Raw genomic sequence first — 17,882 nt, forward strand, 5'->3', positions numbered from 1 at the left:
GGCTATGGATCCGCGTCGTCGGCCGGGACGGACAGGACGCCGTCGCGATCAGCCGCTGGATGTCCGCGGGGTTCATTCCCAGCACACTTCGGCAGATCTCGACGGTGTCCTGGCCGGGCAGCGGCGCCGGGGCCTGCCGGGCCGCCGGGATGTGGCGGTACGGCGCCGGGCCCGTCTCGGCCGGCAACGGACTTTCGATCAGCGGATGCGTCATGGCGCTGTACACGTTTCGCGCGATCAGCTGTGGGTCCTCGAGTACGTCCGGCGGCCGGTTCATCGGCCCGGCCGGCACCCCGGCCGACTGCAGCAGCTCGGCCGCCCGCAGCGGCGTACGCGTGCGGGTCCAGCCGGAAACCAGCTCCACCAGCTCGCCGCGATGGTTCAGCCGCGCCTCGCCCGTGGCGAAGCGGGGATCGTCGGCCCACCCGGCATGGTCGAAAACCCAAGCGGCGCGGCGCCATTCGTCGTCAGAACGGATCGAGATGACGCACCATTCGTCGTCGCCCGCGCAGGGATACACCGCATGCAGGCCGGTGTTCTCACGGATCTGCGCAACGCCAGCGGCCAGCGCGGCCTGGGTGACGTACAGCGTGTCGAGCTGATTGACCACGACTTCGGCCTGCGAGACGTGCACGTGGGCTCCCCGGCCGGAACGGTTGCGGTGAATCAGCGCGGCCAGCGCCCCGATCGCCGTGACCCGCCCCGCCACGTGGTCGGGGAAGACCGTCGTCGCGTCGTAAAACCCGTGCCTGCCCGTGTCGGCTTCGCCCTGTGCGCCGTCGGACGTCCAGAGCCGGGTGACCCCGGTGGTGGCGCGGACCAGCGGGCCGTAGCCCAATCGGGCGCTCCACGGCCCCGTGTCGCCGAACGCGCTGCTTTCGGCCAGCACGATCCGCGGGTTGACGGCGCGCAACTGATCATAGGAAAAGCCCAGTGCCGTAAGGGTTCCCGGCTTGAAGTTGGCGAACACCGCGTCGGCCTCGGCCACCAGGCGGCCGAAGATCTTCTTGCCCTCGGCGCTGCGCAGATCCAGTCCCAATCCCCGGTTGTTGCGGTGCGTCCAGGCGAACGACTCGCTCATCGCATCGCCGACCCGGGCCTGCCGCAGTCCGTCCGGGTAATCGACGCTTTCGACCTTGATGACATCGGCGCCCAGGTCGCCGAACAACCGGCTCAGCTCACCACCGGCGACGATGATGCCCAGATCGAGGATCCGCAGCCCGGCAAAGGGATAGTCGCCGAGCCGGCCCGAGGGCGACGGCACCACCGACGGATTGCCCCGCCAATACGGTTCGTCGTGGCCCGCGGCCGGCACCGGCGTGTGAAAACCCGCGCGCCGGCCGTCGACGACGAAATATCCGGTCGGCACGCTGATGCGCACGCCGGGGACGAGTTCGGCGTCGGTGATGGCGCCCACCGCCTGAAAGTGTTCGGACCCCAGGATCCGTGCCGGCGTCAGCACCGCGGCGATCGGCACCCCGTTCGCCTGGCCGGCGGCCACCAGATCCTTCATGGTCTGCCCGGCGAACAGCTCCCGGATCAGCTCGCTGATCTGCGGCCAGGCCGCGAACCGCGCACCGATCGCGTCGTATTTCGGATCCTGGAACTCGTCGGGCTCCCCCAGCCAGCGCCGCAGGCCGTGCCACTGCCGAGGCGCCATCACGCACAGCCGGACGTACCCGTCCTGGCACGGGTAGATCGGGTAGGCATCCTGGTTCTTCGGCCGGCCCCGCCACCGCCCGCTGCGACGGATGCCGGCGGCGGCCTGCCCGTGCGCGCCGAAGGCGGGATCGAGGGCCATGACGACCGCGTCGAACCAGGAGAAGTCGATGTAATCACCTGTGCCGCAGCGTAATCGGTTGTAGTACGCCGCGAGCGCGGCCCACGCCGCCTGAACCGCGGCGGTCGCCGACGCGATACCGTCCGGCGGCAGCACGGGGGTGCCGGTGGTGGGGCCGGATCGCGACAACGCGCCACACATCGCATACAGCACGGGATCGGTGGCACGCCACGACGACCGCGAACCCGTCGCACCGAAGTCGGTGATCGACAGCACCACCAGGTGCGGATAGCGGGCCGCCAACTCCTCGCCCGAGGTCCCGAACATGGCTCCGCGTTCGTCCGCCCCGGTGTCCACGACGATGTCGGCCTCGGCGGCCAGGTCCAGGAAGCGGTCGCAGTCCTCGTCGTCGAACGGGTCGAGCACCGCGGTGCGCTTGTTCGCGTTGTGCACCGCGAACGGAATGCTGGCTCCGCGCAGCGTGGGCAGCGCATCGCGTCCCAGGGAACCGCCCGGCGGTTCCACCTTGAGGACGTCGGCGCCCAGGTCGGCGAACAGCCGGGTGACCGCGTCCGCGACGCCGCTCGACAAGTCGAGGACGCGCACGGCATCGAGCAATCCGTCGGCCATCTGGACACCGTACCTGCCTGGTCAGGCCGCTGCGCGGCGGGCGTTCGCGCCGCCGAGTGGGCACCGCGGTGGCCAAAGTGCCGGGTGGACAAGCTGATTCGCGGCGCGCCGTCGGCTCCGGCGCAAGGTTCAGTCGAAGGCCGGCGTCGGCTATCGTCACAGGCCGATCCGCCCGACCGTGTCCGTCGTCTCATGGAGGCACCACTATGACCGCGCACCTGAGCTACGTGGAGGCCGTCGTGGTCGGCGCGTTCCAAGGCGTCACCGAGCTGTTCCCGGTCTCCAGCCTGGGGCATGCGGTGCTGGTGCCGGCGCTGGTCGGCGGGCGATGGGCCCAGGACCTCAGCGTGTCCGCCCCCAAATCGCCGTACCTCGCGTTCATCGTGGGCCTGCATGTGGCCACCGCCGCCGCCCTGCTGGTGTTCTTCTGGCGCGACTGGGTGCGCATCCTGTCGGGGTTCTTCACCTCGCTGCGCCATCGGCGCATCCAGACGCCCGACGAACGGCTCGCCTGGCTGATCGTGGCGGGCACCATCCCGGTGGGCCTTGCCGGACTCTTGCTGGAACAGCTGTTCCGCACCACACTCGGCAAGCCCGTCCCCGCGGCGGCCTTCCTGTTGCTCAACGGCATCGCCCTGTATGTGGGCGAGGTGCTGCGCCGGCGCATCGCGCCCGCACCGGACGAGGCCATGACGGCCGGCGGGGAGCCCGAACACGGCGACGAGGCCTCCGACCACAGGCTCGCCCAGCTTCCCCTGCCCCGCGGCGTGGTGATCGGTGCGGCGCAAATCCTCGCGCTGCTGCCCGGCATCAGCCGCTCGGGAATCACCATCGTGGCCGGACTGTGGCGGGGCTTGTCGCACGAAGACGCCGCCCGGTTCTCCTTTTTGCTTGCGACCCCGATCATCCTGGCCGCGGGCGTGTACAAGATCCCGGAACTCTTCGGGCCGCTCGGCGCCGGAATCGGCGGCCAGGTGCTGGCCGGCAGCGTCGCCTCATTCGTCTGTGCCTATCTCGCGGTGCGTTTCCTGACACGGTATTTCGAGACCCGCACGCTGACGCCGTTCGCGATCTACTGCGCCCTGGCCGGCGGCGCCAGCCTGGTCTGGTTCGCCCTGACCTGAACCGTCGGGCTGAGGGTGGGTCGCCCGCTGACCATCGGCAACGACGGCAACCACGTCCCCATGATCGTCATCCCCTCACCGAATTCCGGTATGTGCCAACGCCACTTCGTCGCGTCCGTGCACCACGACCACTACAGCCTGCAGCGCACCATCGAAGACTCCCTGGCGCTGCCCCGGGTCATTGTTGCGCGGCGCGACTTCGAGTGCTGTGCTTAGCCCGTTGTTCAGTTGACACCCGTCAAGAAACTAGAGGGGCCCGGAATGGCAGACACGGCATCGATTGGCCTGAAGGTCCGCGGCAAGGTCGTCGCGATCACCGGAGGCGCCCGGGGCATCGGGCTGGCCACCGCCACCGCGCTGCACAATCTGGGCGCCAAGGTCGCCATCGGCGACGTCGACGAGGTGCGGGTCAAGGAGTCGGGTGCCGACCTGGGCCTCGACGTCTACGGGAAGCTCGACGTCACCGATCCGCACTCGTTCTCCGATTTCCTGGACGAGGTCGAGCGCCAGCTCGGCCCGATCGACGTGCTGATCAACAACGCCGGCATCATGCCCGTCGGCAGGATCGTCGACGAGCCGGACGCGGTCACCCGGCGGATCCTCGACATCAACGTCTACGGCGTGATCGTCGGCAGCAAGCTGGCGGCCCAGCGGATGGCGCCACGCGGCAAGGGGCACGTCATCAACGTCGCCTCGCTGGCCGGTGAACTCAACATCGTCGGGCTGGCCACCTACTGCGCCAGCAAGCACGCGGTGATCGCATTCACCGACTCGGCCCGGCTGGAGTACCACGACGCCGGCGTGAAGTTCTCGCTGGTGTTGCCGACCTTCGTCAACACCGAGCTGGTCGCCGGAACTCCCGGCATGAAGGGGTTCCGCAACGCCGAACCCGCCGAGATCGCCGACGCGATCGTCAACCTGGTGGCCCACCCCAAACCGCGGGTGCGGATCACCAAAGCGGCGGGCGCCATGGTGGTGTCCCAGAAGTTCTGGCCGCGCCGAATCGCCGAAGGGCTGAACCGGATGCTGGGCGGTGATCACGTCTTCACCGACGACGTCGACCTCGCCAAGCGCCGGGCGTACGAGGCCCGCGCCCGCGGCGAAGAGTAATCGCGCATGAGCATTGTTCACCGAAGACGCGGACAATCGGGCGGGTGAGCCTAGAAACCCGAACCTCCGCGCCCACCGAATCTCCGCTCTCCGACGACGAACTCGCTCTACTCGACAAGTACTGGCGCGCCGCCAACTATTTGTCCGTCGGGCAGATCTACCTCCTGGACAACCCGCTGCTCACTGAGCCGCTGGCCACCGAGCACGTCAAACCGCGGCTGCTGGGGCACTGGGGAACCACGCCCGGGCTCAACCTCGTCTATGCCCACCTGAACCGGATCATCCGCAACCGCGACGCCGATGTCATCTATGTGACCGGGCCGGGTCACGGCGGCCCCGGGCTGGTCGCCAACGCCTACCTGGAAGGCACGTACAGCGAGGTGTACACCGGCATCGAGGAGGACGCCGAAGGGCTGCGCAAGCTGTTCCGGCAGTTCTCTTTCCCCGGCGGCATCCCCAGCCACGTCGCGGCGCAGACGCCGGGGTCGATTCACGAGGGCGGTGAGCTCGGCTACGCGCTGGTGCACGCCTACGGCGCCGCCCTGGACAACCCGTACCTGGTGGTGGCCTGCGTCGTCGGTGACGGCGAGGCGGAAACCGGGCCACTGGCCGCCAGCTGGCACTCCAACAAGTTCCTCAACCCGGTGACCGACGGCGCCGTGCTGCCCATCCTGGCGCTCAACGGCTACAAGATCGCCAACCCGACGGTGCTGGCCCGCATCCCGCACGACGAGCTGGAATCGTTGTTGCGCGGTTACGGCTACCGCCCGATCACGGTTGCCGGCGACGACCCGGCCGAGGTGCACCGGCAACTGGCCGCCGCACTCGACGACGCCTTCGACGACATCACGGCCATCCAGAGCGCGGCCCGCGGCGGCGGTCAGGCGCAGCGACCGGTGTGGCCGATGATCGTGCTCCGCACGCCCAAGGGCTGGACCGGACCCAAGGTGGTGGACGGCAAGAGGGTCGAGGGCACCTGGCGCTCGCATCAGGTGCCGCTGTCCGAGACGCACAAAAATCCCGAGCACCGCGCCCAGCTGGAGGACTGGCTGCGCAGCTATGCGCCCGAGCAGCTTTTCGACGGCAACGGCAGCCTGCGTGACGAATTGCGGGCGCTGGCACCCAAAGGCGATCGCCGGATGAGCGCCAACCCGCACGCCAACGGCGGGCTGTTGCTGCACGATCTGGATCTGCCGGACTTTCGCGACTACGCCGTGGCCGTCGAGCGGCCGGCGGCGGCCACGCACGAGGCAACCCGGGTGCTCGGCGCGTTCCTGCGCGACGTGATCGCCCGCAACCGGGACCGGTTCCGGCTGATGGGCCCCGACGAGACGGCCTCCAATCGGCTCGACGCCGTCTTCGGGTCGACCGACAAGGTGTGGCTCTCGGAGGTCGAGCCCGACGACGAGCACCTGGCGCCCGACGGTCGCGTGATGGAGGTGCTCTCCGAGCACCTGTGCCAGGGCTGGCTGGAGGGTTATCTGCTGACCGGGCGGCACGGGCTGTTCAACTGCTACGAAGCGTTCGTGCACATCGTCGACTCGATGCTCAACCAGCACGCGAAATGGCTTGCCACCAGCCGGGAATTGCCGTGGCGCCGGCCGATCGCGTCGCTCAACTATCTGCTCAGCTCGCACGTCTGGCGCCAGGACCACAACGGCGCGTCCCATCAGGACCCGGGCTTCATCGACCTCGTCGCCAACAAGCGACCCGAGCTGACCCGCGTCTACCTGCCGCCGGACGGCAACACGCTGCTCTCGGTGGCCGATCACTGCCTGCGCAGCCGCGACTACATCAACGTCATCGTCGCCGGCAAGCAGCCCGCGCTGGCCTACCTCGGCATGGACGAGGCGATCGCGCACTGCACCCGCGGCCTGGGCATCTGGCCGTGGGCGAGCACGGCCGCCGAGGAACCCGACGTCGTGCTGGCCTGCGCCGGCGACATCCCCACGCTGGAGACGCTGGCTGCCGCCGACATCCTGCGCCGCGAGCTGCCGGAGCTGGGCGTGCGGGTGATCAACGTCGTCGACCTGATGCGGCTGCAGCCGGATTCCGAGCACCCGCACGGCCTGCCGGACCGCGAGTTCGACGCGCTGTTCACCCGCGACAAGCCGGTCATCTTCGCCTACCACGGCTATCCCTGGCTGATCCACCGGCTGACCTACAGCCGCGCCAACCACGTCCACCTGCACGTGCGCGGCTTCAAGGAGCGCGGCACCACCACGACGCCGTTCGACATGGTGATGCTCAACGATCTGGACCGCTTCCACCTGGTCATGGACGTCATCGACCGGGTGGACGGGCTGGCCGGTCGCGCCGCCATGCTGCGGCAGCGGATGGTCGACGCCCGCCTGGCCGCGCGGATTTACACCCGTGAGCACGGCGAGGATGACCCGAAGATCGCCGGCTGGACTTGGGAGTGAGACGACCCATCGGACGGGCGGCCGAGTGACGCGAGCAACCCGGCCGGCCCCGCAGGCGCCGGTAAACTGGTCGGATGCTTGACGCCACCGGGACAGCCGATATGCGACCCGCGGTGTCCCAGCTCTCGGTGCTGCACCGATTCCGGATCCACCTCGACATCGCCGTCGTCGTCGTGGTGCTGGTGCTGACCAACCTGATCGCGCACTTCACCACCCCGTGGGCGAGCATCGCCACCGTCCCGGCCGCGGCCGTCGGGCTGGTCATTCTGATGCGCTGGCGGGGCCTGGGCTGGGCGGATCTCGGTCTGGGCCGCGAGCACTGGAAGCCCGGTATGGGTTACGCGCTGGCCGCCGTGGCCGTCGTCGCGTCGGTGATCGCGCTGGGCGTGCTGCTGCCGGAGACCCGGCCGCTGTTCATGAACAACCGCTACGTCACGATCTCCGGGGCGATGATCGCCTCGATAGTCGTCATCCCGCTGCAGACCGTCATCCCTGAGGAGCTGGCCTTCCGGGGCGTCCTGCACGGCGCGCTCAACCGGGCCTGGGGCTTTCGCGGCGTCGCGCTGGCGGGTTCGCTGTTGTTCGGGCTATGGCATGTCGCCACGTCGCTTGGGTTGACCAGCAGCAACGTCGGCTTCACTCGGCTGTTCGGTGGCGGAATCGTGGGCATGGCGGCCGGGGTGACCGGAGCCGTGCTGGCGACCGGGGCCGCCGGATTCGTCTTCAGCTGGCTGCGCCGGCGCAGCGGCAGCCTGATCGCACCCATCGCGTTGCACTGGTCGTTGAACGGGCTCGGCGCGCTGGCCGCCGCCCTGGTGTGGCACCTGTCCACCTGACGCCGGATCAGACCAGCAGCACCGCCGCCCCCGCGATGCGACCCGCGCTCAGATCCGCCAGCGCCCGATCCGCCTGCCCGAGCGGATATTCCGGCGTCGTCACCTGGATGTGGTGCTTACCCGCGAAGTCCAGGAAGGCCCGCGCGTCGGCCCGCGTGTTGGACGTGACCGATCGGACCTGGCGCTCCTGGAACAGGTGACGCTGGTAGTTCAGGGCCGGGATGTCGGACAGGTGAATCCCGGCGATCGCCAGGGTGCCGGCGCGGTCCAGCGCTTCCAGCGCGGGCAGCACCAGATCACCCACCGGGGCAAACAAAATCGCGGCATCCAGCCGCACCGGGGGCGGGTCGGCCGCGCCCTGCGCCGACGCGGCGCCGAGCTCCACCGCCAGTTCCTGCGCCCGGGTTCCGCGGGTCATCACGTGCACCTCGGCGCCTTGTGCCAGCGCCACCTGCGCGGTGATGTGCGCGCTGCCGCCGAAGCCGTAGAGGCCCAGGCGGCCACCGGGCGGCAGTCCGGCGCGCTGTAACGAGCGGTAGCCGATGATGCCCGCACACAACAAGGGGGCCAGCTCGCTGTCGCTGTAGCCGCTCGGCAGTGGGTGGGCGAAAGCGACCGGGACCGTGGCGAATTCGGCATAGCCGCCGTCGGCGTCCCAGCCGGTGTAACGGGACTCGGGGCAGAGGTTTTCGTCACCGCGACGGCAGTAGACGCACACGCCGCAGGTGTGGCGCAGCCAGGCGATGCCCACCCGGTCCCCCAGCTGGAATTCGTCGCCGGCCTGCTCACCCATCTTGATGACCTCACCGACCACCTCATGACCGGGAGTGACCCGGTCGCGGTGCACGGGCAGGTCGCCTTCGGTGACGTGCAGGTCGGTGCGGCAGACGCCGCAGGCGTGCACCTCCACCAGCAGCTCGGAGGGGCCGGGGTGTGGCACCTCGGTGGTGACCTGCTCCAGCGGGCCGGTGCTCATCGGCCCGGGCCGACGCACGCGCCAGGCGCGCATTGCCATGGTGGTCACGGGTGGAGCCATCAACCCATCATGCCGCTAACCACCACGGCCGCAACGGGTTAAGCCGATTACGTCCTGCGCACCATGCCGACGACCCAGAGCAGGATGAGGGCTCCGAGCAGCGCGGTGAAGAAGGTGAAGATCAGGCCGCCACCCGCGGTGTTGACGAAGAAGCTCAGGATGAAGCCGCCGATCAACGCCCCGACTATTCCGATGACGATGTCCATCAGGATGCCGGCACCGCTGCCCCTGATGATCCTGCTGGCGATCGCACCCGCCAGACCGCCGATGATGATGTAGCCGATCCAGCCGACGCTGGTCAGCGTCGAGGAGCGGGCCAGGTATTCGGTAGCAGCAATGACGTCCATGGAAGTCTCCTTGCAATCGCCGGCAAAGCCCAGCTATTTGCTGGGCCGTCATTTCGGTATACCCAGTTTGGGTCACGAAATGAGCGCCGAATTGGAGACGGTTGCCCAGTCGGTTTCGGGTGTGAGCGGGCCGTCGAGCGGCGCGGTCAGGCCGAGAACGTCTGCTGCGGCACCGGTGTCGGCGTCGGGCTGACCTCGGAGGAGGCCGGCGCGCCACCGGGTACCGGCGCGGGTGCCCCGGGCGCCGCTGGAGCAGCGGGCGCCGGTGCAGGCGCGCCGGGAGCCGTCGCTGTTCCCGGCGCACCGGGCGCCGCGGGGGCTCCTGGAGCCGCCGGCGGGGCCGCGGGCGGTGTCCACGCCTGGATCGACTCGGTGAGCGCCTTGGCCGCGCCCCGGTCCACCGGGTCGTTCGAGGTTCCGAGCCACACCACGAACCAGCGTTGGGCGGTCCCACCGTTGGCGGAACCGATGACACCCGTCCAGATCTGGCCGTTGGGCTTGGACGCGTCGCTGAACTTGACTTCGTAGTACGACGCGCTGCCGGTGCTGCCGTTGCTCCCGTTGAGCGGGGTGGCGTCCTGGTTGATCCGGGTGCCGGGATAGGGCATGAAGAACTCGCCCATGTCCGAGCCCAGCCGCACGGCGGCCTTGGCGTTGTTGGCTTCCGCACTGGCATAGAGCTTTTGGTCCAGGCGACCCATCACGATGCGGGTGTCGTTGGCGACCGCTGGTGGCTGGTCGGGCATCGGCGGTGGGCCGGTGACCTTGCTCAGCAGCGCCGAACCGTAGTCGAGGTGCGACGCGTCCGACTCCACCCAGCCGCCGGGCAGGACATAGCTGAATCCCCCGACCGCGTTGGTGATCCGCCCGGCGTTCGGGTCAGCGGGCGGTGGTGGTGGCGCATTCGGGTCGACGGGCGGCGGCGGTGCCCCGTTGGGGTTCGCCGGCGGCGGGACCGCGTTGGGATCACCCGGCACCGGTTGCCCATTCGGCGCCTGGGCGGCCGGCGGCGGGTTGGTCGCCGGCGCCCCGGGCGGGACCGTGGCCGTGGTCGGCGGGACCGGGGTCGGCACCTCGGGATCGGCGCTGGAAGTCGCCGGCAACGCGATGGCGATTGCGCTGGCACCGGTCACCGTGGTGATCGCCAGCGTCGTCCACAGTCCTTTGCGACGGGTCGAGGTCGGATCCACCTGCTCCATGGCGACGAACCTACCGTGTTACCGCTGTGACGCAAGGATGCATTGCGGACTAATGCTGTGCGGAATTACCGATGTTGCCAATGTGCAATCTTTGCGGGGGCACGACGCCGCGCACCCGGCGGCTCACCGCGCGGCGGGATGCAGCGCCACCTCGTGGGCCTTGACCGAGAACCAGACTCGATCCCCGGGCACCAATTGCAGCTCGGATGCGGCGTCGACGGTGATCTCCGCGGCGAGGCCCGGGGCACCGTCGGGTTGCGGCGCGGCGCGCACCCACACGGCTGCCCCGCGGACGTCCATCTCGGCCACGGTGACCTCGACGGTGTTGCGGGGGCTGCCATGCGGACGATCGCGATAGACGGCCACCGCCGTTGGCGGGAACACCGCGATCGCATGCTGGTCCGGCGAGACCGGTTCGCCGCTCTCCGGTAGCGCCGCATGCCAGCGGTCGCCGGACTCCGCGCGCAGCGAGCCGTCACGGTCGACGGTTCCGTTCACCAGGTTGATGCCCGCGATGCGGGCCGCGAAATGACTGCGGGGTGCGGTGAGAACCTCGGGCACCGGGCCGATTTCGGCGATGGTGCCGGATTCCAGCACCAGGACGCGATCGGCCAGGGTGAACACGTCCAGCAGGTCGTGGGTGACCAGGATCGCCGCGCAGCCGGTACGGGTGATGACCTTGCGCAACACCGCCCGGATCGCCGCGGCCGCGGCGACGTCGAGCCCGGCCAGCGGTTCGTCGAGCAGCAACACGTCGGGTTCGGCCGCCAGGGCCCGGGCGATCGCGACCCGCTGGGCCTGCCCGCCGGACAGCTGTCGCGGTTTCCGGTCGGCGAAGCGTTCGGCGTCCACCTCACGCAGCCAGCGCAGCGCGGTCGCCGCCTGGGCGGCGCGACCCGGGCGCCACCTGGCGCGCCGACTGTGCGGTCCGAAAGCGACATTGGCGGCAACGCTCATGTGCGGGAACAGCAACGCGTCCTGCAGCAGCAGCCCGACCCGGCGGTCGTGCGTCGCCACATTTATCCCGGCCGCGGTGTCGGTCAAGACCCGGTCCCCCAGCCGCACCACCCCGTCGTCCGGACGAAGAAGCCCCGCGATGACATGCAGGGCGGTCGATTTGCCCGCGCCGTTGGGGCCGAGCACCGCGAGCACCTCACCCGCGGACACGGAGAACTCCACGTCCACATGCCGATCCGCAACGGCCGCGCGCAGCTGCAGTTCGCTCATGCTTGCCCGGTTCCGGTCAGCCGGCGGCCGCCCAGGCCCAAGACCACCAGGGCCGCCACCACCACCAACAAGATGGACAGCGCCACAGCGGCATTGGCGTCGGTCACCCGTTGCAGATAGATCTCCAGCGGCAGCGTGCGGGTCACCCCCTGCCGGGATCCGGCGAACGTCAGCGTCGCGCCGAATTCGCCCAGCGAGCGGGCGAAGGCCAGCACCGCGCCCGACACCACGCCCGGCAACAGCAGCGGCAGGGTGACGCGCCACCAGACGACGCTCGGGCGCGCACCCAGCGTCGCGGCCACCAGTTCGAAGTCGGCCCCGGCGGTGCGCGCGGCGCCTTCCAGCGAAATCACCAGAAACGGCAGCGAGACGAAGGTCTGCGCCAGCACCACGGCGGTGGTGCTGAACGCGATGCTGACGCCCGCGGCTTCCAGGTACCGGCCGAGCAAGCCGAGCCGGCCGAACGCGTACAGCAACGCGATTCCGCCCACCACCGGCGGCAGCACCAGCGGCAGCAGGATCAGCGGCCGCAGCAACCGGATCACGCGCGCCGTGCTGCGCGCCAGCACCAGCGCCATCGGCACCCCCAGCACCAGGCACAACACCGTGCTGGCGGCGGCGGTCTTCAGGCTCAGCAGCAACGCCGTCCGCGACGACGGGCTGCTGATCAGCGACCCGAAATGAGGCCAGTCGACCTTGACCGCGATGGCCAGCAACGGCAGCACCACGAAGACGGTGCCCGCCGCCGCGGGGACATACACCCAGCGGGGCAGATCCGTCGGCCGGTGCATGGGCGGCGTCAGGGTTTCGCGAAGCCGGCCCGGGCCAGGATCTGCTGCCCGGTCGGTGAGGTCACCAGGTCGACGAACTTCTGCGCCTGCGCGGCGAGCGGCGCCTTCTTCAGCACGCCGATGGGATAGACGTTCACCGCGCCGGCGGCCTCCGGGAAGTTCACGGTCGCGACGTTGTTGCCTGCGGACTTGGCGTCGGTGACGTAGACGAGCGCGGCGTCGGCCTGGCCGCTGGTGACCTTGTTGAGGGCGTCCGTCACGCTGAGTTCCTCGCTGACCGGGTTGAGCCGTACGCCGGTGTTGTCCTCGACGCGATGGGTCGCCGCCCCGCACGGCACCGGCTGCTGGCAGGTCACCACGTTGAGGCCGGGCTTGGCCAGGTCGGCGAACGAGCCGATCTTTTTCGGGTTGCCCGGCGCGGTGACGATGACCAGGGTGTTGGACGCGAAGTTCGTCGGGTTGCCGTTCAGCAGGCCGGCTTTGCCGACGGTGTCCATTTGCGCGGTGTCGGCCGACGCGAACACGTCGGCCGTCGCGCCCTGCGTCAGCTGAGTCGCCAGGTCGGAGGAGCCGGCGAACTCGAAGTCGACGCCGATGCCCGGATTCTGGTTCTTGAACCGCTGGCTGATCTGGGTGAACGACGGCTTGAGCGACGCCGCGGCGAACACCATGACCTTGCCGCCGGATGTCGACGAGGTCTGCGGAGAGGGCGACTTCGAACCGCACCCGATCAGGCCCGCCATCAGCACCGTCGAAACCAGGGCGGCCAGGATCCCGATCCGACGCATGGATGCACCCTAGCCCGCCGATGATGCGGTCCGCTCGCAGGTTGAATCGCCGCAAGAAAGTGCGCAAGAAAGTGGTGGCCGAATAGTTACGTAACTGATCCGCGCGTCGCGCCGGCGAAAGTTTCGCCGACTAGCTACTGTCCAGTAACATATGTCGGAATTGATGCCATAACGCGCGTGGACACGAGGAGGTCATGGCAGTGGAGGTGCTGGTTACCGGCGGAGACACGGACCTGGGGCGCACGGTAGCCGAGAGCTTCCGCGATGACGGCCACAAAGTGACCCTTGTGGGCGCGCGCGCGAGCGAACTGGAGATCGCCGCCAAGGAGCTCGAGGTCGAGGCGATCGTCTGCGACACCACCGACCCGGCCAGCCTCGAAGAGGCCCGTCCCCTGTTCCCGCATCACCTGGACACCATCGTCAACGTGCCGGCCCCCACCTGGGACGCCGGCGACCCGCGCACCTACTCGATCGCCGACACGGCCAACGCCTGGCGCAATGCCCTTGACGCGACGGTCCTTTCGGCAGTGTTGACCGTGCAGGCCGTGGGAGATCACCTCCGCTCGGGCGGCTCCATCATCAGTCTGGTGCCCGAGAACCCGCCGGCGGGCAGCGCCGACGCCGCCATCAAGGCCACGCTGTCGAACTGGACCGCCGGGCAGGCAGGCATTTTCGGTACCCGCGGAATCACGGTCAACGTGGTGGCGAGTGGGCGCAGCGTCGAGGCCGGCTATGACGGACTGTCCCGCACGCCGGCGCCGGTGGCCACCGAAGCCGCCCGGTTGGCGTTGTTCTTGACCACGTCGGCGGCGCGCCACATCACCGGCCAGACGCTGCACGTGAGTCACGGCGCGCTGGCTCGTTTCGCCTGAGGCGTAGCGCGGCACCCTTCTCCGGGGCGGAGCCGATCGCTACGGTAAATCTCGTGGCTATTCGACTCGGTCTGCAGATTCCCAACTTCTCCTACGGCACCGGGGTTGAGCAACTCTTCCCCACCGTCATTGCCCAGGCGCGCGAAGCCGAATCCGCCGGATTCGACTCGGTTTTCGTGATGGACCACTTCTACCAACTGCCGATGCTGGGATCGCCGGATCAGCCGATGCTGGAGGCCTACACCGCCCTGGCGGCGCTGGCCACCGCCACCGAGAGGGTGCAGCTGGGCACCTTGGTAACCGGCAACACGTACCGCAATCCGTCCCTGCTCGCAAAGACCATCACCACGCTCGACGTGGTGAGCCAGGGCCGGGCGATCCTGGGGATCGGCACCGGATGGTTCCAGCTCGAGCACGATCAGCTGGGCTTCGAATTCGGCACCTTCACCGACAGGTTCAACCGGCTCGACGAGGCCCTGGAGATCATCCTGCCGATGATCAGGGGCGAGCGGGCCACCTTCTCGGGCAAGTGGTACCGAGCCAGCGAGGCATTCGCCAATCCCCGCTTCCGGGAGCACATTCCGCTGATGATCGGCGGCAGCGGCGAGAAGAAGACGATCCCGCTCGCCGCACGGCATTTCGACCACCTCAACGTGATCGCGGGTTTCGACGAGCTGCCACGCAAGCTGGATGCGGTGCGGCGGGCCTGTGACGAGGTGGGCCGCGACCCCGCCACCCTGGAAACCAGCACGCTGACCACGGTGCTGATCGACGAAAACGCCAGCCTCGACCAGGTTCCCGCCGAGATGACGCAGCGCATGGTCGTCGGCACGCCCGATTCGGTTGCCGATCAGATCAAGACCAAGGTGATCGACGCGGGCATCGACGGCGTGATCATCAACCTGCCCTTCTACACGCCCGGCGTCATCGAGGCGGCCGGCGCAGCGCTGCGTCCGCTAGTGGGGCTCTAGCAACTGCACGGTCGCGTGGAGTCGCGAATCGGTCGTGCCGCGGTAATACTTCCGTGTAGCAGCGTTTACCTGTGCCACAACGGCGCAGCGCAGAAGCAAAGGCCGGGGCCGTCATGTACAAACGAGCCTTGGTGGCGATCGCGGTCGGCGTCGCGTTCGCCCCGACCCCCATCGCGCTCGCCGACAACGACTGGATCGCCATGGCGATATCGGACTCCACCGGCCACATCAACATCGCCGACGGAGCATCCAGCCAGGGCGCGGCCGAGAAGGCCGTAATGGAGACATGCCGCAAGAGCATCAGCGACTGTCGTCTGCTGGCCAGCGGGCAGGGTGGGTGCATGGCCCTCGTCTTGAACGCAGCCAAATCCAGATATTTCGGCGGCTGGGGCCCGACACGCGAAGAGGCGGAGGCGGCTGCGCTGGCGCGCGCCCCCGGCGGAACCATCCAGGAAGGCCACGACCACTGCGTCGGAGAAGGCTCCAGTCAGTGACGGCGGCGTCGGCTCGTAGGCTGATATCTACGCCACAGTCGCCGTCGCCCACCAGGTAGTTCACCTCCACACACCGTTAGTGTTGCAAACAACACACGCGTACGAACTAGGTGTCGGGGTATTCGCATTACTAGCGTGGTGGCTAATTGCAGTCGCGCGTCCAGAAGCCCCCGTCAGGAGCAGCGGAAACATGAGCCCCCAGCCAGGTACCACCGCTGGACCGGAGCGCCGTCACCAGGTCGTCATCATCGGCTCCGGGTTCGGCGGACTCAACGCGGCAAAGAAACTCAAGCACGCCAACGTCGACATCAAACTGATTGCCCGGACGACGCACCATCTCTTCCAGCCGCTGCTGTACCAAGTGGCGACGGGCATTGTGTCCGAAGGCGATATCGCGCCGCCCACCCGGGTCGTGCTGCGCAGGCAGCGCAACGTGCAGGTGCTGCTCGGCGACGTCACCCACATCGATCTGGAGGGCAAGTTCGTCGTGTCCGATTTGCTCGGGCACACCTACGACACCCCGTACGACAGCCTGATCATCGCCGCCGGCGCCGGCCAGTCGTATTTCGGCAACGACCATTTCGCCGAGTTCGCGCCCGGCATGAAGTCGATCGACGACGCCCTTGAGGTGCGAGGGCGCATCCTCAGCGCGTTCGAACAGGCCGAGCGGTCTCGCGATCCGGAACGACGGGCCAAGCTGCTGACGTTCACCGTGATCGGGGCCGGCCCCACCGGCGTCGAAATGGCCGGGCAGATCGCGGAATTGGCGAAGGACACGTTGAGGGGCTCGTTCCGGCACATCGACTCGACGAAGGCGCGGGTGATCCTGCTCGATGCCGCGCCCGCCGTGCTGCCGCCGTTCGGCGACAAGCTAGGTCAGCGCGCAGCGGCCCGGCTGGAGAAGATGGGCGTCGAGATCCAGCTGGGTGCGATGGTCACCGACGTCGACCGCAACGGCATCACCGTGAAAGATTCCGACGGCACCGTCCGGCGCATCGAGTCGGCTTGCAAGGTGTGGTCCGCCGGCGTGTCCGCCAGCCCGCTGGGCCGCGACCTCGCCGATCAGTCGTCGGTCGAACTGGACCGGGCCGGGCGCGTCAAGGTGCTGCCCGACCTGTCGGTCCCCGGCCACCCGAACGTATTCGTCATCGGGGACCTGGCCGCCGTGGAGGGCGTGCCGGGAGTGGCGCAGGGCGCGATTCAGGGCGCCAAGTACGTCGCGAGCACCATCAAGGCCGAACTCGGCGGCGCCAACCCGGCCGACCGGGAACCGTTCCAGTACTTCGACAAGGGCTCCATGGCGACCGTGTCGCGGTTCTCCGCGGTGGCCAAGATCGGCCCGGTCGAGTTCAGCGGCCTGTTCGCCTGGTTCGCCTGGCTGGTGCTGCACCTGGTCTACCTGGTCGGGTTCAAGACCAAGATCAGCACGCTGCTGTCCTGGACGGTGACGTTCCTGAGCACCCGCCGCGGCCAGCTGACCATCACCGAACAGCAAGCGTTCGCCCGGACCCGGCTCGAACAGTTGGCGGTCGTCGCCGCGGAGACCAAGCGGCCGGCGGCCAGGCGGGCCAGCTAGCCGATCGTCGCCGGCACCCTCCAATGAAGTTGCCGGACAACGCATTTCATCGCATACTGGTCGAGGCTGAGATCAGCCCTCGCGAAGCTCGAGATTCTGCAGCCGCACCTGACCGCGCGCGACCACCCGGTCGTCGCCGTCGGTGATGGTGACCAACCACAATTGCTGGCTTCGGCCGCGGTGGATCGGTTCAACCGTGCCGTACACCATGCCCGAGCCGATAGAGCGTAAAAAATCGGTGTTGTTGTTGACGCCCACCACGTTTCCGCCGCCGCGGGTGGCCAGCCACGTGTACGCGGCCACGCTGGCCATGCTCTCGATCATCGAGCAGTAAACGCCACCGTGAACCAAACCCATCGGCTGCAGCAGCTTGGGTGTGACCTTGAGCTGGGCGCGGGCACCGTCGGGGCTGAGTTCGGTGAATTGCAGCCCGATCTCGCGGTCGAAGGGCGCGGCGAAGTCCGACGGGAGGATCGTTTTCTGCGGCTCTGGCACGTCCATGTGTCTACACCATGGCCCCAGCACGCCCCCGCGGCGGATTCCGGCCCGGAAAACGGCTGAGCCCCGCGCCTTGAAGGCACGGGGCTCGCCGATCGAGTAGACCGGGGGTCGCTGCAGCCCTCAGGACTCTCACACGGTCCGTTATCGCTCGACTCGATCAGCATAGGCAAGGCTGCC

16 protein-coding genes and 1 pseudogene are annotated in these 17,882 nt (G+C 68.7%); 9 read left to right on the plus strand and 8 right to left on the minus strand.

The annotated features are described in order from the left end of the window. Positions 1-2: 2 nt before the first annotated feature. Positions 3-2,410: pseudogene (locus A5760_RS12195) on the minus strand (CoA transferase). Positions 2,411-2,616: 206 nt separating this feature from the next. Here A5760_RS12195 and A5760_RS12200 point away from each other — a divergent pair. The 5 genes from A5760_RS12200 (at position 2,617) to A5760_RS12220 (ending at position 7,903) form a co-directional block, all read left to right on the plus strand. Beyond that, complete coding sequence (locus A5760_RS12200) at positions 2,617-3,534, plus strand: undecaprenyl-diphosphate phosphatase (RefSeq protein ID WP_064881017.1); 918 nt, start codon at positions 2,617-2,619, stop codon at positions 3,532-3,534. Between the two features lie 15 nt (positions 3,535-3,549). Further along, positions 3,550-3,750 carry a hypothetical protein gene (locus A5760_RS12205; protein ID WP_064881019.1) on the plus strand — a complete coding sequence of 67 codons (201 nt, stop codon included), beginning with the start codon at positions 3,550-3,552 and terminating at the stop codon, positions 3,748-3,750. A 45-nt stretch (positions 3,751-3,795) separates the two neighbouring features. After that, on the plus strand, positions 3,796-4,644 hold the full coding sequence (locus A5760_RS12210; protein WP_064881021.1) for an SDR family oxidoreductase: 849 nt from the start codon (positions 3,796-3,798) through the stop codon (positions 4,642-4,644). A 44-nt stretch (positions 4,645-4,688) separates the two neighbouring features. Next, positions 4,689-7,067, plus strand: a complete 2,379-nt coding sequence (locus tag A5760_RS12215; protein WP_064881023.1) for a phosphoketolase — start codon at positions 4,689-4,691, stop codon at positions 7,065-7,067. 74 nt (positions 7,068-7,141) lie between these two features. Beyond that, positions 7,142-7,903: a CPBP family intramembrane glutamic endopeptidase gene (locus A5760_RS12220; protein ID WP_064881025.1), complete on the plus strand. Its 762-nt coding sequence runs from the start codon at positions 7,142-7,144 to the stop codon at positions 7,901-7,903. 7 nt (positions 7,904-7,910) lie between these two features. Here the strand turns inward: A5760_RS12220 and A5760_RS12225 are convergent, their stop codons facing one another. The 6 genes from A5760_RS12225 to modA all read right to left on the minus strand — a co-directional run bounded on the left by A5760_RS12225 (position 7,911) and on the right by modA (position 13,291). After that, the gene (locus tag A5760_RS12225; RefSeq protein ID WP_064881027.1) at positions 7,911-8,939 is read right to left on the minus strand and encodes a zinc-binding alcohol dehydrogenase family protein; all 1,029 of its coding nucleotides are present in this window, start codon (positions 8,937-8,939) and stop codon (positions 7,911-7,913) included. 47 nt (positions 8,940-8,986) lie between these two features. Further along, entirely contained in the window at positions 8,987-9,286 is a 300-nt protein-coding gene (locus tag A5760_RS12230) for a GlsB/YeaQ/YmgE family stress response membrane protein (protein WP_064881029.1), read from the minus strand. 146 nt (positions 9,287-9,432) lie between these two features. Continuing rightward, positions 9,433-10,485 (minus strand): alanine and proline-rich secreted protein Apa, encoded by a 1,053-nt coding sequence (locus A5760_RS12235; RefSeq protein WP_064881031.1) that lies wholly within the window; start codon positions 10,483-10,485, stop codon positions 9,433-9,435. Positions 10,486-10,608: 123 nt separating this feature from the next. Then, on the minus strand, positions 10,609-11,712 hold the full coding sequence (locus A5760_RS12240; protein WP_064881033.1) for a sulfate/molybdate ABC transporter ATP-binding protein: 1,104 nt from the start codon (positions 11,710-11,712) through the stop codon (positions 10,609-10,611). Next, positions 11,709-12,503, minus strand: coding sequence for an ABC transporter permease (locus A5760_RS12245; protein WP_064881035.1), 795 nt, complete (start codon positions 12,501-12,503; stop codon positions 11,709-11,711). Before A5760_RS12245 ends, A5760_RS12240 begins: the two co-directional genes overlap by 4 nt. An 8-nt stretch (positions 12,504-12,511) precedes the next feature. Further along, positions 12,512-13,291, minus strand: coding sequence for a molybdate ABC transporter substrate-binding protein (gene modA / locus A5760_RS12250; protein ID WP_064881037.1), 780 nt, complete (start codon positions 13,289-13,291; stop codon positions 12,512-12,514). A gap of 194 nt (positions 13,292-13,485) precedes the next feature. Between modA and A5760_RS12255 the strand changes: the two genes are divergently transcribed. From A5760_RS12255 to A5760_RS12270, 4 genes are all read left to right on the plus strand, one after another. Then, a complete protein-coding gene (locus A5760_RS12255; RefSeq protein WP_064881039.1) occupies positions 13,486-14,163 on the plus strand; it encodes an SDR family oxidoreductase in 678 nt (225 codons plus the stop codon). 53 nt (positions 14,164-14,216) lie between these two features. Beyond that, positions 14,217-15,134, plus strand: a complete 918-nt coding sequence (locus tag A5760_RS12260; RefSeq protein ID WP_064881041.1) for an LLM class F420-dependent oxidoreductase — start codon at positions 14,217-14,219, stop codon at positions 15,132-15,134. 113 nt (positions 15,135-15,247) lie between these two features. Continuing rightward, positions 15,248-15,628 (plus strand): DUF4189 domain-containing protein, encoded by a 381-nt coding sequence (locus tag A5760_RS12265; protein ID WP_064881043.1) that lies wholly within the window; start codon positions 15,248-15,250, stop codon positions 15,626-15,628. Positions 15,629-15,818: 190 nt separating this feature from the next. Continuing rightward, the gene (locus A5760_RS12270) at positions 15,819-17,204 is read left to right on the plus strand and encodes an NAD(P)/FAD-dependent oxidoreductase (protein WP_064881045.1); all 1,386 of its coding nucleotides are present in this window, start codon (positions 15,819-15,821) and stop codon (positions 17,202-17,204) included. Positions 17,205-17,276: 72 nt separating this feature from the next. On the opposite strand, the gene A5760_RS12275 is transcribed toward A5760_RS12270, so the two are convergent. Continuing rightward, positions 17,277-17,705 carry a PaaI family thioesterase gene (locus A5760_RS12275; protein ID WP_419538240.1) on the minus strand — a complete coding sequence of 143 codons (429 nt, stop codon included), beginning with the start codon at positions 17,703-17,705 and terminating at the stop codon, positions 17,277-17,279. Positions 17,706-17,882: the final 177 nt, after the last annotated feature.

Origin of the sequence: Mycobacterium colombiense, from assembly GCF_001665835.1 — a bacterium.
In the GTDB taxonomy this organism is placed as follows: Bacteria; Actinomycetota; Actinomycetes; order Mycobacteriales; family Mycobacteriaceae; genus Mycobacterium; species Mycobacterium colombiense_A.